Raw genomic sequence first — 13,652 nt, forward strand, 5'->3', positions numbered from 1 at the left:
TCCCGGGGGCAGGGCGCTAGAGCGGAACAGGCTCGACGGGGCTCACGGCATCGTCGATAAGCAAATTGCTTACGCCTGGCCGACCTCGAAGCGCACGAAGTCGGTGACCTCGATGCCGCTCTCCTCCGTGAACTGCTTCACGGTCTTCTTGGAGTCTGCGAGGGACGGCTGGTCCAGCAGGACGACGTCCTTGTAGAAGCCGCCCATGCGGCCCTGGACGATCTTCTCGATGGCAGCTTCGGGCTTGCCCTCGTTGCGGGTGATCTCCTCCTGCACGGCGCGCTCCTTCTCCACGACCTCGGCCGGGATGTCCTCCTGCTTGAGGAAGCGAGCCTTCATCGCGGCGATCTGCAGAGCGACCTGGTGAGCAGCCTCCTCGTTGTCACCGGTGTAGGCAACGAGCACGCCCACGGCCGGCGGCAGGTCCGCGGAGCGCTGGTGCAGGTACTTCGCAACGTTGTCGCCCTCGACGGTGGCGGCGCGGCGCAGCTCGAGCTTCTCGCCGATCTTCGCGGACAGGACCTGCAGCGCCTCGTGCGCGGTCTGGCCGTCCACGTCAGCGTTTGCCAGCTCCTCCTGGGAGTTCGCCTTCACAGCGGCAGCGGCGTCGGCGATCTTAGCGGCGAGGTCCTTGAACTCCTGGTTCTTGGCCACGAAGTCGGTCTCTGCGTTGATCTCCACGATGGTGTTGCCGGAAACTGCAACGAGGCCCTCGAGGGCGTTGCGCTCAGCGCGCTTGCCCACGTCCTTTGCGCCCTTGATGCGCAGGTTCTCAACGGCCTTCTCAAAGTCGCCGTCGGTCTCCTGGAGTGCCTTCTTGCAGTCCATCATGCCGGAGCCGGTGATCTCGCGGAGCTTCTTCACGTCTGCTGCAGTGTAGTTCGCCATGTTGGGGCGATCCTCCTCGTAAGGTTTGTGCAATTTTGGGCAGCTTATCGACGCCCACGCGCCCACAAGCAACCAAAATTGGCTGTGATAAGTAATCGTGTAAAGGGTAGCCGACTTTGCGTGAGTCGGCACGCTAGAAAATGCTAGCAGCCCTTGGATGCACTACACCCCGCGCTTCGCTCGCGTCCCGGCCCAGTGAAGTGGGGCGGACGTGAACCGAAGACGCGGGGTGCATGTGTCAGGGGTGCCGGTTCGGCTTAGGACTCCTTCTCGGAGTTCTCCTCCTGCTCAGCCTTCTTGGCCTTCTCAGCCTCGGCTGCCTGCTCAGCGGCGCGCACTGCGTGCGGCTGCTCAACCGGTGCGACCTCCTGCGGCGCTGCTGCCTCGGCGGCAGCGGCGGCCTTGGCCGCGTCGGCAGCGGAGACATCGTCGGAGGACGCTGCGTTCGCAGCAGCCTCGGATGCCTCGGCCTGCAGCTTGGCGTCGTTGTCGCCTGCTGCGTCGCGGGCGGCTGCCAGCTGGCGCTCCTCGCGCTGCTGCTTACCGGCCACAACTGCCTCGCCCACGATGTGGGTGAGCAGCTTCACGGCGCCGATGGCGTCGTCGTTGCCCGGGATCGGGAAGTCAACCAGGTCCGGATCACAGTTGGTGTCCAGCACAGCGACAACGGGGATACGCAGCTTCTGTGCCTCGTTGACGGCGATGTGCTCCTTGTTGGTATCCACAATCCACAGCGCGGACGGCGTCTTGGTCATCTCAGAGATGCCGCCGAGGACGCGCTCGAGCTTGGTGCGCTCGCGGGTGAGCATGAGGATTTCCTTCTTACCGCGGCCGGCGTAGCCGTCCTCGGCTGCGTCCATCGCCTGCAGTTCCTTCATGCGGGCGATTCGCTTGGACACGGTCTGGAAGTTGGTGAGCATGCCACCGAGCCAGCGGTGGGTCACGTACGGCATGCCGACGCGCTCTGCCTCTTCCTGGATCGGCTCCTGTGCCTGCTTCTTGGTACCGACGAACAGAAGGGTGCCGCCGTGCGCGACGGTCTCCTTGACAAACTCGTATGCCTCGTCGATGTAGGTCAGCGTCTGCTGCAGGTCGATGACGTAGATGCCGTTGCGGTCGGTGAAGATGAAGCGACGCATCTTCGGGTTCCAACGACGCGTCTGGTGGCCAAAGTGCACACCTGCGTCGAGGAGTTCGCGCATGGTTACAACTGCCATGGGAATGTCTCCTTTGGAGAAAATAGTTCGGTTAATACTGGTCAAACGTGCGGGTTTTTATCCCGCACCCTGGCACCGTGCCCGCCTCGCACCCATTTCAGGGACCGTTGCTCGACTGGCGTTTGCCGGCGCGCGGAGTCAGCCTCGCGCAAGGCGCGGACTGCCCGAGTGAGTATACGCACCTCAGGCGCAAAATCCTAATTGCGCTGTGCGGTTGTGGATAACCTCCAGCACCTATCCACAGATTTTTCGTTTAGGATTTCTTTGCACCGTTTGTTGTGATGTAACTGAGGCATGTATCGCTTCACGACGCCACCCCCACCCCTCACCGCCCTCATCCTCGCCACCCTCACGCTCCTCATCTCCTGCCCGCCGGCCCTCGCGTGGGTGGACCCCACCACCGGCACCTCGCACGCTTCCCGTGTGACCCGCCCCGCGGACATCCCGGAGAAGAACTGGCAACCCGGCCACCGCGGCGTCGACCTTGCCGTCCGCCCCGGCGACCCCGTCCTCGCCGCCGGCGACGGCACCGTCCACTACGTGGGCACGATTGCAGGCACACCTGTCGTCTCCATCGCCCACGCGGATGGAATCCGCACAACCTACCAACCCGTACGCACCGAGCTACGCAAGGGGGACCCCGTCGGCGAGGGCGACATCATCGGCGCGCTCGCCTACTCCCCCGCCAACGCGCCCAACCGGCACGACGGCCTGCATTGGGGCGCGATCGTGGGTAAGGAGCGCTACATCGACCCGCTTTCGCTCCTCTCGGCCCCGTTGATCCGGCTCAAACCCGTCCCCTAAACCAACCCCCTACGCCCGTGGATGCGCCTGCTCGTAGACCTTGCGCAGCCGTTGGGCGGAGACGTGGGTGTAGATCTGCGTGGTCTGCAGGCTAGAGTGCCCCAACATCTCCTGCACCACACGCAGGTCCGCGCCGCCCTCCAGGATGTGGGTGGCCGCGGTGTGGCGAAGCGTGTGGGGTGAGACGTCCGCGATCCCGGCGCGCTCGGCAGCCCGCTCGACGATGCGCCGGACCTGACGCTGGTCAATCCGCCCGCCGCGGCTGCCCACGAAGAGCGCGTCGGTGTCGGCGGCGAGCTCTCCACGCCCCTGTGCAAGCCAGTCCTGCACGGCCAGGCTGGCCCGCTCACCAAAGGGCACGGTGCGCTGCTTGTTGCCCTTACCAGTGACCTTTGCCGTCTGTCGGGCGAAGTCGACGTCCGCGGTGTTCAAGCCGGTGAGTTCGCCGACGCGGATGCCGGTGGCGTAGAGCAATTCGAGGATGGCGTGGTCGCGCAGCGCCTCGGCGGGGTGCGTGTCGTCGGCTGTGTCGGCCTCGACGAGGTCACCAGCGCGCGTGGCGCTCACCACCGTGGGCAGTGGCCGCTGGGATTGGGAGGTGACCAGGCGCGCCGCGACGTCGCGCGGGAGCAACCCCTGTTTGGTCGCCCACGTGGAGAAGCTGCGGGCGGTGGCGGTGCGCCGGGCGAGCGTGGAGCGTGCTTTGCCGGCGCGGGAGGCGTCGGCAAGCCAGGTGCGCAACGTCTCCAGCGTGAATTCGTCCAAGGTGGTGACGTAGCTGGACAGGCTGCGCAGGTCCGCCTCGTAGGCCTTCACGGTGTTGCCGGAGCGGTTGCGCACGTCGCGGGCGTAGTCGGCAAAATCCGCGACGGCGGCAAGGAACTGCGACTCGGCACTGAAGTCACTCATGCCCCAGGAGTTTACGCATTCTCCTTGCTGCGCACTGCGCGGGACCACTGCCTGCGCTCACGCTGGACCAGGCCACGCCGCTCGAGTTCCATGAGGAGGTGGACGGTGAGACCCGTGCTCAACCCGGCGTCGGCGGCAATGCGCTCGGCGTCGCGCCCCGGTGAGGCGGCGGGCGGGGTGGCATCAAACACGCGGAGTTCGTTGTGGCTGAGCTGCTGGATTGGGTCTGCCTGAAACTGCATCTCAAGCTGCCCCTCCGCATCGATCTGGCCAATGTGACCGCACTGCTCGTGGATCTGGTCTCCGCTGAGCACCATCGTGGCGTTCCCGGCGCGAATTGCCAGGTTGGTGCCGAGCGAGTTGGGTCCGAGTATTGACCCCGGCACCGCCATCGCCTGCCGGTTGTAGTAGCGCGCCCACTTCAGCGTATTCAGCGCGCCGGAGCGAAAGGCCGCCTCAACCACCACGCTGCCCTGCGTCAGCCCGGCGACGAGCCGGTTGCGCGTGAGAAAGCGGTGCCGATCCGGCGTCACCCCCGGCGGGTATTCCGTCACCAGCGCGCCTCCCGCGGCGACGATGCGCCGGAAGAGCTTTTCGTTGCGCTTCGGGTACACCACCCCGGGCCCGCACGCAGCCACCGCGATGGTCGGCGTGCCCGCCGCGAGTGCGGTCTCGTGCGCCACCGTGTCGATGCCGATCGCCCCGCCAGAGACAACGGTGTAGCGCTGCTTGGCCACCGAGCCCACGAGGTCTTGCGTGGCTTGATGCCCATAGCTACTCGACGCTCGCGTGCCCACAAAGGCCACCGACTGCGCGATCAGCGCCGCCAGGTCGGTCGCACCGCGCACCCACAGAGCGTGCGGGGCCGACCCGTCCGCGATGGCGAAGTCCATGTTTTCCCGGCTGTGCAATGCTCCCGCGACAAAGGACTCCTCGATGCGCTCGCTCGGCCACCCCGCGTGTTCCGGGGTGAGCAGGCTGTAGCCGTGCTCGTGCGCTGTCTCCAGGTCTGCCGCCGGGTGGTCCCAGTCGTACCGGCGCTCCGTCGTGCCAGCCAGTGGGCCGAGCCAGCTCGCCCGGGTGCGGATGCCGTGGGCGATCTCGTTGGCGTCGCGGCCGGCGCGCAGCATCTCCTGGAGGTGGCGGGAGGGGCCCTCGATCACGCGGGAGAGGTAGGCCCAGGACTCAAGGTTGCTGGGCGTCATGCTGCCTCCTCCTCTGGCGCGGGCGCGTGCATCTCCGCAGCCCGCGCGACGTGGTCGATGTCAGGGGTGTCGGCAGCCTCGAGGTCGGCGAGCGTCCACGCCAGCTTGAGCACCTTGTCCACGCCTCGCTGCGTCAGCTCGCCGTGCCCGAGTTTGTTGGAGAGGAAGATCATGCCGGTCTCATCGGCCGGGTAGTGCCTCCGGATCAGTGTCGACGCCACCGCGCCGTTGGTCGCGGCCTCCTCCCCACCGACCCCGGCCTGAGCCCACCGGCTGGCTGCGCGTTCCCGCGCCGCGGCGACGCGGTCGGCGATGACGGCGGACGGCTCGGCATCCTCCGGGCTGAGCACCGCCGATTGCGCCGTCGTGCGCACGTACAGGTCCAGCCTGTCGCGCAGCGGGCCGGAGATGTTGGCAAGGTGCCGCGCCCGCTCCCCCGGTGTGCAGCGGCACCGCGTTGCCTCCCCGCCGCAGGGGCACGGGTTCGCGGCCAGGATCAGCTGGAAGGCGGCCGGGTACCGCACGGTCCGGCGCCCGCGCTGGAGCTGCACCTCCCGCTGCTCCAGCGGAATGCGCAGCGCGTCCAGAACGCGGGCGGGAATCTCGGAGGCTTCGTCGAGGAAAAGCACGCCGTGGTGAGCCTGGCTCACCGCTCCTGGCAGCGGGATGTGCGCCCCGCCGCCCAGCAGCGCCGCCTTGGTCAACGACGGGTGCGGCGCGATAAACGGCCGCTCCTGCACAAGCGCGCCTTTGGCGATCCCCGCGGCCTGGTGCAGCGCCGTGCACTCGATCCGTTCGGCGTCGGTGAGCGGGGGCATGATCGACGGCAGCCGCTCCGCCAGCATCGACTTCCCGGACCCGGGCGGCCCCACCATCATCAGGTGATGGCCGCCGGCGGCGGCGACTTCCATCGCGCGCCGCTCGAGGACCTGGCCGGCGATGTCCACGAAGTCGAGCGCAGCCGCCCCGCTCCCCGAGCGCGCTGAGGTGCCGGGGGCAACGGGGGCGACGGGGTGGAGCGGCGTGGCGTCGAGAAGCCAGCTCCATACGTGCGTGAGCGAATCGGCGGTGAACGTGCGGGGATCGGCGATGAGTGCTGCCTCGTCAGCGTTGGCCGTGGGGACGACGATGGTGTCGATGTCGGTGCGGCTGCGTGCTTGCAGGAGCATCGGCAGGATCGCTTCGACCCTGCGCAGGGTACCGTCGAGGGCGAGCTCACCGAGGAAGAGTGTGCGTCCGATGGTGCGCTGGGTGCGCGGGTCCATGCTGCCCAGTACCGCCAGGGCGACTGGCAGGTCGAAATGCGATCCGGCTTTGGGCAGGTGCGCCGGCGAGAGGGAGACCATGATCTTGGTGCGCGGCCACGGCAGCGATGCGTTGGCGACAGCGGTGCGGATGCGCTCGCGGGATTCCTTCACGGCGGCGTCGCCAAGCCCGACCATGTGGACGCCGGGTAGCCCAGGGCCCACGTTGGCCTCCACGGTGACCGGGTGGGCGACGACGCCCTCAACCGTTGCGGTTTGGGTGCTAGCAAGCGCCATCTTCGATCCCCTCGAAGCGGTGGAAGTGCAGCTGCGTGCCGTCGAAGACCGCCTCAACCACGTCGAAGCGCGCCCACCGTGCCCCAGGCAGGTGATGCTGGCTCAGCCACTGCCCGGCGCAGCGCCGCATCGTGGCGAGCTTGCGGGGTGTGACCGACTCCGCCGCGCCGAACGCTGTGCCGCGGCGCGTTTTGACCTCAAGGAACACGACGGTCCCGTCCGGCGCGCGCAGCACCGCGTCAATCTCGCCCGCCTTCACGCGGGCGCGGTGCGCGAGCAGCTGGTAGCCCAGCTCCTCGTACCACGCGATCGCGCCCGCCTCCCCCGCGTACCCCAGCTCGTACTGGTCATTCAGGCCGATCGGCGGCCCGGAACGCTGGTGCGGGTCGTGGTGTGATGTGCGATGGTGCATGGCCCCTCCTGAGAGTCCGTGTCTGACGGTGTCTTACCGTGTCTTAACGAGCATTGTTTTCAGTGCGGGGGTAAAACCCCGTACTTAGTTAGACTCCGGAAAAGTGGCCGCGGTTCCATCACAAACGAAAAAAGTGGCGCAGGATACTGCGCCACAGGTGTTGCTTCCCGGTCGTCGCCGCCCGATGAGGGAAGCGATCAACCGTGGTGTTTAGCGGTCTGGGAAGGTCAGGTCGGGCTTATCCAGCTCCTCAATGTTCACGTCCTTGTAGGTGATAACGCGGACGTAGCGCACGAAACGCACGGCGCGGTACATGTCCCACACCCAGCAGTCGGACATGCGGACCTCGTAATACACGTCCTTGCCCTCGGTGTGCGGGATCAGCTCGACCGCGTTGGCCAGGTAGAAACGGCGGTCCGTTTCCACCACGTAGGAGAACTGGCTGGCTACGTCGCGGTACTCCCGGTACAGCGACAGCTCCACCTCAGACTCGTAGTTGTCCAGTTCCTCAGCGCTCATGCAAGCACCCCTTTTTCGTAACACTCGATCGCCTGCTTGACGTTTGCATAACTATAGCGGTGTTCCGGGGTCGCGCCGTGGCGGCGCACCGCATCCATGTGCGCCTTCGTGCCGTAGCCCTTGTGCCCCTCCAACCCGTAACCGGGATACTGCTGCGCCATCTGTGTGATGAGACGATCGCGGCTCACCTTGGCCAAGATGCTCGCCGCCGCAATGCACCGCGCCGCGGCGTCCCCGCCGACCACGGGAAGTTGCGCGGCCGGCATACCGGGCACGCGGAAGCCGTCCATGAGCACGTAGCCAGGCTGGATCTCTAGTTGGGCGACGGCGCGGCGCGCGCCGTCCAGGTTGGCGGCCTGGATGCCGCGGTGGTCAATCTCCGCGGCCGGGATATGCACGATCCCGTACGCCAAACTGCACTCGCGAATGGGGTCGAAGAGCAGCTCGCGGCGGCGCGCCGTAAGCCGCTTCGAGTCGGTCAGTCCCTCGAGCTCCCTTACCGGGCGTGTCGGGAGCACGCACGCGGCGATCGTAATCGGGCCAAAGCAGGCACCCCGTCCTGCTTCGTCCACACCGGCTACCGGGCCCAGCCCGGCGTTGTTCAGCGCTACCTCGTAGGTGCGCAGCTGTTTGAGCCTGCGGACACGAGCCATCGACAGCGAACCAGCCTACTGCTGGATGTCCGGGCTCTCCACGCCGCCGAAACGGTTCAGCGGGAAGACGATGCCGAGGACCTTGCCGCGGATGTTCTCACGCGGAATCGTCCCCTCTTCGCCGTCGCCCATGTGGTAGCGAGAGTCGGAGGAATTCGTGCGGTTGTCGCCCATCATGAAATAGTGGTCTTCCGGCACTTCGAGCGGGCCAAAGTACTGTCCACCGCACGCGTCGGAGCCGGTCGACGGGTCCACCGGGTAGTACGAGGGCGTCATGATGTAGTCCTGCTGGATCGGCTGGCCGTCCACCATGACGGCCGGGTCGCCCTCCTGGCAGGACACGGTCTGCCCACCCTCGGCGATGATTCGCTTGACCAGCGTGTTCTCGTCCTTGGGTACGAGGCCCACCCACGAGCCAACTTCCTGCACGCCGCGGATCACCGGGTTGTCGGAGCGGTTGGTCTCAAACCCGGTGTTCCACGAGTCCGTGCCCTTGAAAACGATCACGTCGCCGGGCTCCGGGTCGTCAAAGGCGTAGGTGAGCTTCTCCACGAAGATGCGGTCCCCCGACCCGTTCTCGCCGTGCAGGGTCGGCTCCATTGACCCGGACGGGATCACGTACAGGCGCCCGATGAAGGTCTGGATGAGGAAGATGAACACAAGCGTCAGCACGATGACCATGGGGATTTCCACGTACCACGGCATCTCCTTGGACTCCGAGGATTCCGGCGAATCCAACGAGCCAGACTTCCCTGGCTTGCCCGCCTTCCCCTGAGCGGCACGGTCTTCCGCCCCGGCGCGCGCGCCTGAACCGGCCGGCACAGAGGGCACCGTCGTGTCACGCGGGTACTCCGACTCTCCCCTGCCTGGGTTCGAGCCGCTTACTGGTCCATTCACGTTCGTCACCTCGCATACTCTAGCAGCGCCGGTCGGCCGGTCATACAAAAACGCCCCGCCCACCGAATCGTGTCAGTGGGCGGGGCGCCGGTGCCGCAAACTAGCGACGCTCCTTGATGCGGGCTGCCTTACCGCGCAGATCGCGCATGTAGTACAGCTTCGCACGGCGAACGTCACCCTTGCGAACGACCTCGATCTTCTCGATGTTCGGGGAGTGCACCGGGAAGGTACGCTCAACGCCGATACCGAAGGAGACCTTACGCACGGTGAAGGTCTCGCGGATGCCGCCACCCTGGCGACGCACAACGAAGCCGGTGAAGACCTGGGTACGGGTGACCGAACCCTCGATCACCTTCACGTGCACGTCAAGCGTGTCGCCGGCGCGGAAGTCCGGGATGTCATCGCGCAGCTGACCTGCGTCTACAAGATCAATAATGCCGTTGCTCATATGAAGCAATCCTTTACGTTTAAGGACAGAGGACCCTAGCGGCTTCTCCCAAACGGGCGCTCGGCTGGTTCATGTCGCCTACAACAACTCGAGAAAGCTTACATAAGCCCGGGTCATTTACCAAATCCCGCTCGCTTCAGTGCGTCCGCCATCGACCCGCCTTGAGCCCCTCGCTTATCGACGCCACCGCGCCCCTTCCCGCCGCGACGCTGCTTCCCGCCCCGCTGCTGCTTGCCGCCGGGCTTTCCGGCGGGCTTGCCGCCGCCGCGCTTGGGGTCCTGCCCGGGTTCGTCGTCAAGCCTCAAGCTCAGGCCGATGCGCTGACGCTCAACGTCGACCTCCACGACCTTCACCTTGACCACCTCGCCGGAGCGCACCACGTCGTGCGGGTCCGAGACGAACTGCTTGCTCATCGCGGAGACGTGGACCAGGCCGTCCTGGTGCACCCCGACGTCAACGAACGCGCCAAACGCGGCGACGTTGGTCACGGTGCCCTCGAGGATCATGCCCGGGGTCAAGTCGCTGACCTTGTTCACGCCTTCCTTAAACGTGGCCGTCTTGAACTCCGGGCGCGGGTCGCGGCCCGGCTTATCCAGCTCGGCGATGATGTCGGTCACGGTGGGCACGCCGAAGGTCTCGTCGGCGAAGTCGGCGGGCTTGAGCTTGGTCAGCACGGCACTGTTGCCGATGAGCCCCTTGGTGTCCAGCCCCGTCGCCGCGGCAATCCGCTCAACCACGGGGTACGCCTCGGGGTGCACCGCCGACGCGTCGAGGGGGTTCGCGGCGCCCTGCACGCGCAAAAAGCCAGCGGACTGCTCGAACGCCTTCGGGCCCAGGCGCGGCACCTTGCCGAGCTCCTTGCGCGAGGTGAAGGAGCCGTGCTCGTCACGGTAGGCCACAATGTTCTTCGCAATGGTGGCGCTCACCCCCGCCACGCGCTCGAGCAGCGGTGCGGATGCCGTGTTGAGATCCACGCCGACCGAGTTCACCGCGTCCTCGACCACCGCGTCCAGCGTGCGGGCGAGCGCAGCCTGGTTCACGTCGTGCTGGTACTGGCCCACGCCGATGGACTTCGGGTCGACCTTCACCAGCTCCGCGAGCGGGTCCTGCAGGCGCCGCGCGATGGAGACGGCAGAGCGCAGGGAAACGTCCATGTCCGGGAACTCCTCAGCCGCAATCGGGCTCGCAGAGTAGACGGACGCGCCGGACTCGGAGACCACGACCGGGGTCGGGCGCTGCCCGCCCGCCTGGGCGATAAGATCCGCGACCTCGCCGGCGAGCTTTTCCGACTCGCGGCTCGCGGTGCCGTTGCCCACCGCGATGAGCTCCACACCGTGTTGCGCACACAGCGTGGACAGGGTCTGCACCGCCTGCTGCCACTGGTTCTGCGGCTGGTGCGGGTAGACGATCGTGGTATCCAGGACCTTGCCGGTGCCGTCGATGACCGCGCACTTCACGCCGTTGCGATACCCCGGGTCCAGGGCGAGGGTGGACCGCTGGCCCGCCGGGGCGGCCAGCAGCACGTCGCGCAGGTTCGTCTTGAAGATCTCGAGGGCACCCTCTTCCGCTTTCTCCTTCAAACGCACGCGGGTATCCAGGTTTGCGGAGACCTGCAGTTTCGTGCGCCACCCCCACTTCACTGCCTTGGCCAGCCACTCGCTGTCTTTCACCGGCAGGTCGAAGCGCTCGGCGATCATGCCCTCGTAGACGGACTCGTCGCCCGCATCCAGATCCAGTGTGAGCACGCCTTCGTTCTCGCCGCGCAGCAGCGCCAGGATGCGGTGTGAGGGCAAGGACTCGAACGGCTCGTTGAAGTCGAAGTAGTCCTTAAACTTAGCGCCTTCGGCTTCTTTGCCTTCCACGACGCCAGAGCGCATCGTGCCTGTGGTGTAGAGGCGCTCGCGTACCTCGCCGACCAGGTCCGCGTCGGTGGCAAACCTGTCCACCAGGATTGCGCGGGCCCCGTCGAGGGCCGATTTCGTGTCCTCGAAGCCCTCACAGAGGAACTTTTCGGCCAGGATTGCGGGGTCGGACGTGGGAGCGTCGATAAGCAATTGCTCGAGCTCCTCGAGTCCTGCCTCGCGCGCGATGTCCGCCTTCGTCTTCCGGCGCTTCTTGTACGGGAGGTAGAGGTCCTCCACGCGGGCCTTCGTGTCGGCGTCGAGGATGGCGCGCTTGAGCTCGTCGGTGAGCTTGCTCTGCTCCTCGATCGCCTCGATGACCGCCTGCTTGCGCTCCTCAAGCTCCACGAGGTACGTGTGACGCTCCTCGATGTGGCGCAGCTGCGCGTCGTCGAGGCCGCCCGTTGCCTCCTTGCGGTAGCGGGCAATGAACGGGACCGTGTTGCCTTCGGCGAGCAGCTTCAGCGCCGCCTCGACCTGGGATGGTTGTACGTTGAGTTCTGTCGCGATGGTCGCTGCGAGAGATGTCATTCGTGTGAGTTTAGCGACCGCGTCGTGCCCACCCACTGGGTACCCCGCGGCAGCGCGGCCACCACGGCCTTAGTCGCCTCAGCGTTGCTCAGCGTGGTGCGCCCGGTGATCTCGAGCTGGCACAGCGGCTCTGCGGGCGCGCGCCCGTGCTCCTGCTCGTAGACCTGCTCGAGCATCGACGGCTCGAAGCAAACGGGACCTTTCCGCTCGGTGAGCGTGGCGTTGTCAATGCGGTAGCCGACCTTGGCGAGCTCGCGGCGCAACCGCTTGCGCACCTTCGACCAGCTGCGGGGGTCGAGGAGGACATCGAGGCCGGTGATCACTGGGCGGGAATCGAGGTAAAAGGTGTCCTCGTCGGTGAGCTCGTCGCGCTCGCGTGCGCGGGCGACAAGGTCCGGGCGTACCGCCTGCGTGCGGGAGAGCGATGCTTGCCGACGCCACCGCTCCACCTTGCCGTGATCGCCGGAAAAAAGGACCTCCGGGGCATCAATCCCGCGCCAGCTGCGCGGCTTGGTGTAGCTGGGGGCCTCGAGCAGCCCGTCGGAAAAGCTGTCGTCCTCGTGGCTTTGCGTATTGCCCAGCACGCCCGGGATGAGCCGGGTGACCGCTTCCGCGATCACAAGCGTGGCGACCTCGCCACCGATGAGCACGTAGTCTCCGATGGACACCTCTCGCACGCGGTAGCGCTGCGCCGCGTCCTCAAAGACGCGCTGGTCTATCCCCTCGTAGCGCCCGCACGCGATGACGATATGCCGCTCGCGCGACCACGCCTGAGCATCCGCCTGCGAAAACGGCGCGCCCGCGGGGGTGGGCACGAGCAACAGCGGGGCGTCTGGGTCCTCGCCGTCGCGGATGTCGCGCGCGTCGTAGGGCCGCGGGGCGACCTCGTTGCGTTGGTCGTGACGCACCTTATCGTTCCTGTGCGCCGCGGCGGTCGTGAGCTCGACCATATCGGAGGTGCCCGCGGCGACCGCGTCAAGCGCCGGGCCCCACACGTCCGGCTTCATCACCATGCCGGGACCGCCGCCGAGCGGCGGGGCGTCCACGGACTTGTGATTTCCCTCGCCCCACTGCCGCAAGTCGTGCACACCGACCTCCAGAATCCCCTGCTCAATCGCCTTGCCCAGCAACGCATGCCGCAGCGGCTCCAGGTATTCGGGGAAGATGGTGACGACGTCGAGGCGGAGCTGGGGTGTGCTAGACATCGAGCAGCCCCTCCGGCGGGGTGATAGTCAGGTAGCCCTGCTCCAGGTCCACCTCCGGGACGATGTCCATGACGAAGGGAATGAGCACTTCCCTGCCCTGGTAGTCCACTTCGAGGATCTTGCGGTTCGGGGTGTCCATGACACCGGTGACCTCGCCAATGCGTGCCTTATCCATGCGCACTTCGAGGCCTATGAGCTCGTGGTCGTAGTAGCCGTCCTCCTCCGCGTCACGCTCTAGTGGCTCGGCATAAAACTTCATGCCGCGAAGGCTGTCGGCGGCAGTGCGGTCGGGGATCTCCTCGAAGCTAACCAAGAGGCGCTTTTGATGTGGACGCACCGTCTTCACTGTCAGCCGCTGCTCTTTACCAGCTTGGCGGCCTGTGAGCACTGCCCCGGCAACAATGTGGTCTTCGGATTCCTCCGTCAACAACTCCACGGCAACCTCACCCCGAATACCGTGGGATTTCACTACGCGACCGATAAGCATTTCCATGAAGCACAAGGCTACCAGCGGCGAATGGG

14 protein-coding genes are annotated in these 13,652 nt (G+C 66.4%); 1 reads left to right on the plus strand and 13 read right to left on the minus strand.

Going from position 1 to position 13,652, the window contains the following annotated elements; all coding sequences use genetic code 11:
- Positions 1-69: 69 nt before the first annotated feature.
- Both tsf and rpsB read right to left on the minus strand, forming a co-directional pair.
- A complete protein-coding gene (gene tsf / locus FPH17_RS01645) occupies positions 70-888 on the minus strand; it encodes a translation elongation factor Ts (RefSeq protein ID WP_095277453.1) in 819 nt (272 codons plus the stop codon).
- Positions 889-1,145: 257 nt separating this feature from the next.
- Positions 1,146-2,105, minus strand: a complete 960-nt coding sequence (gene rpsB / locus FPH17_RS01650; RefSeq protein ID WP_095277456.1) for a 30S ribosomal protein S2 — start codon at positions 2,103-2,105, stop codon at positions 1,146-1,148.
- A 294-nt stretch (positions 2,106-2,399) separates the two neighbouring features.
- On the opposite strand from rpsB, the gene FPH17_RS01655 reads away from it, so the two are divergent.
- Positions 2,400-2,909, plus strand: coding sequence for a M23 family metallopeptidase (locus tag FPH17_RS01655; protein ID WP_154878430.1), 510 nt, complete (start codon positions 2,400-2,402; stop codon positions 2,907-2,909).
- Positions 2,910-2,918: 9 nt separating this feature from the next.
- On the opposite strand, the gene FPH17_RS01660 is transcribed toward FPH17_RS01655, so the two are convergent.
- From FPH17_RS01660 to rimM, 11 genes are all read right to left on the minus strand, one after another.
- On the minus strand, positions 2,919-3,818 hold the full coding sequence (locus FPH17_RS01660; RefSeq protein WP_095277461.1) for a tyrosine recombinase XerC: 900 nt from the start codon (positions 3,816-3,818) through the stop codon (positions 2,919-2,921).
- Positions 3,819-3,829: 11 nt separating this feature from the next.
- Positions 3,830-5,023: a DNA-processing protein DprA gene (locus FPH17_RS01665; RefSeq protein ID WP_154878431.1), complete on the minus strand. Its 1,194-nt coding sequence runs from the start codon at positions 5,021-5,023 to the stop codon at positions 3,830-3,832.
- Positions 5,020-6,564 carry a YifB family Mg chelatase-like AAA ATPase gene (locus tag FPH17_RS01670; protein WP_154878432.1) on the minus strand — a complete coding sequence of 515 codons (1,545 nt, stop codon included), beginning with the start codon at positions 6,562-6,564 and terminating at the stop codon, positions 5,020-5,022. The genes FPH17_RS01665 and FPH17_RS01670 overlap by 4 nt, the downstream gene beginning before the upstream one ends.
- Entirely contained in the window at positions 6,551-6,976 is a 426-nt protein-coding gene (locus tag FPH17_RS01675) for a YraN family protein (protein WP_154878433.1), read from the minus strand. Before FPH17_RS01675 ends, FPH17_RS01670 begins: the two co-directional genes overlap by 14 nt.
- A gap of 210 nt (positions 6,977-7,186) precedes the next feature.
- Complete coding sequence (locus FPH17_RS01680) at positions 7,187-7,495, minus strand: DUF2469 domain-containing protein (protein WP_095277469.1); 309 nt, start codon at positions 7,493-7,495, stop codon at positions 7,187-7,189.
- A complete protein-coding gene (locus tag FPH17_RS01685; RefSeq protein ID WP_154878434.1) occupies positions 7,492-8,148 on the minus strand; it encodes a ribonuclease HII in 657 nt (218 codons plus the stop codon). Before FPH17_RS01685 ends, FPH17_RS01680 begins: the two co-directional genes overlap by 4 nt.
- Positions 8,149-8,163: 15 nt before the next feature.
- Positions 8,164-8,853 (minus strand): signal peptidase I, encoded by a 690-nt coding sequence (gene lepB, locus FPH17_RS01690; protein WP_095277473.1) that lies wholly within the window; start codon positions 8,851-8,853, stop codon positions 8,164-8,166.
- Between the two features lie 292 nt (positions 8,854-9,145).
- Positions 9,146-9,493: a 50S ribosomal protein L19 gene (gene rplS / locus FPH17_RS01695; RefSeq protein ID WP_095277476.1), complete on the minus strand. Its 348-nt coding sequence runs from the start codon at positions 9,491-9,493 to the stop codon at positions 9,146-9,148.
- A gap of 113 nt (positions 9,494-9,606) precedes the next feature.
- Positions 9,607-11,925 carry a Tex family protein gene (locus tag FPH17_RS01700; protein WP_154878435.1) on the minus strand — a complete coding sequence of 773 codons (2,319 nt, stop codon included), beginning with the start codon at positions 11,923-11,925 and terminating at the stop codon, positions 9,607-9,609.
- On the minus strand, positions 11,922-13,130 hold the full coding sequence (gene trmD, locus FPH17_RS01705) for a tRNA (guanosine(37)-N1)-methyltransferase TrmD (protein ID WP_154878436.1): 1,209 nt from the start codon (positions 13,128-13,130) through the stop codon (positions 11,922-11,924). The genes FPH17_RS01700 and trmD overlap by 4 nt, the downstream gene beginning before the upstream one ends.
- A complete protein-coding gene (gene rimM, locus FPH17_RS01710; RefSeq protein ID WP_154878437.1) occupies positions 13,123-13,623 on the minus strand; it encodes a ribosome maturation factor RimM in 501 nt (166 codons plus the stop codon). The genes trmD and rimM overlap by 8 nt, the downstream gene beginning before the upstream one ends.
- Positions 13,624-13,652: the final 29 nt, after the last annotated feature.

Origin of the sequence: Corynebacterium gottingense, assembly GCF_007559235.1 — a bacterium.
Taxonomy (GTDB): Bacteria; Actinomycetota; Actinomycetes; order Mycobacteriales; family Mycobacteriaceae; genus Corynebacterium; species Corynebacterium gottingense.

What these genes read in the sequence shown, in the direction of transcription:
- FPH17_RS01680 (WP_095277469.1), bottom strand. Translation starts at nt 7,495, where the DNA reads ATGAGCGCTGAGGAACTGGACAACTACGAGTCTGAGGTGGAGCTGTCG.
- FPH17_RS01670 (WP_154878432.1), bottom strand. Translation starts at nt 6,564, where the DNA reads ATGGCGCTTGCTAGCACCCAAACCGCAACGGTTGAGGGCGTCGTCGCC.
- FPH17_RS01660 (WP_095277461.1), bottom strand. Translation starts at nt 3,818, where the DNA reads ATGAGTGACTTCAGTGCCGAGTCGCAGTTCCTTGCCGCCGTCGCGGAT.
- FPH17_RS01675 (WP_154878433.1), bottom strand. Translation starts at nt 6,976, where the DNA reads ATGCACCATCGCACATCACACCACGACCCGCACCAGCGTTCCGGGCCG.
- FPH17_RS01665 (WP_154878431.1), bottom strand. Translation starts at nt 5,023, where the DNA reads ATGACGCCCAGCAACCTTGAGTCCTGGGCCTACCTCTCCCGCGTGATC.
- rimM (WP_154878437.1), bottom strand. Translation starts at nt 13,623, where the DNA reads ATGGAAATGCTTATCGGTCGCGTAGTGAAATCCCACGGTATTCGGGGT.
- rplS (WP_095277476.1), bottom strand. Translation starts at nt 9,493, where the DNA reads ATGAGCAACGGCATTATTGATCTTGTAGACGCAGGTCAGCTGCGCGAT.
- trmD (WP_154878436.1), bottom strand. Translation starts at nt 13,130, where the DNA reads ATGTCTAGCACACCCCAGCTCCGCCTCGACGTCGTCACCATCTTCCCC.
- lepB (WP_095277473.1), bottom strand. Translation starts at nt 8,853, where the DNA reads ATGCCGTGGTACGTGGAAATCCCCATGGTCATCGTGCTGACGCTTGTG.
- FPH17_RS01655 (WP_154878430.1), top strand. Translation starts at nt 2,400, where the DNA reads ATGTATCGCTTCACGACGCCACCCCCACCCCTCACCGCCCTCATCCTC.
- rpsB (WP_095277456.1), bottom strand. Translation starts at nt 2,105, where the DNA reads ATGGCAGTTGTAACCATGCGCGAACTCCTCGACGCAGGTGTGCACTTT.
- FPH17_RS01700 (WP_154878435.1), bottom strand. Translation starts at nt 11,925, where the DNA reads ATGACATCTCTCGCAGCGACCATCGCGACAGAACTCAACGTACAACCA.
- tsf (WP_095277453.1), bottom strand. Translation starts at nt 888, where the DNA reads ATGGCGAACTACACTGCAGCAGACGTGAAGAAGCTCCGCGAGATCACC.
- FPH17_RS01685 (WP_154878434.1), bottom strand. Translation starts at nt 8,148, where the DNA reads ATGGCTCGTGTCCGCAGGCTCAAACAGCTGCGCACCTACGAGGTAGCG.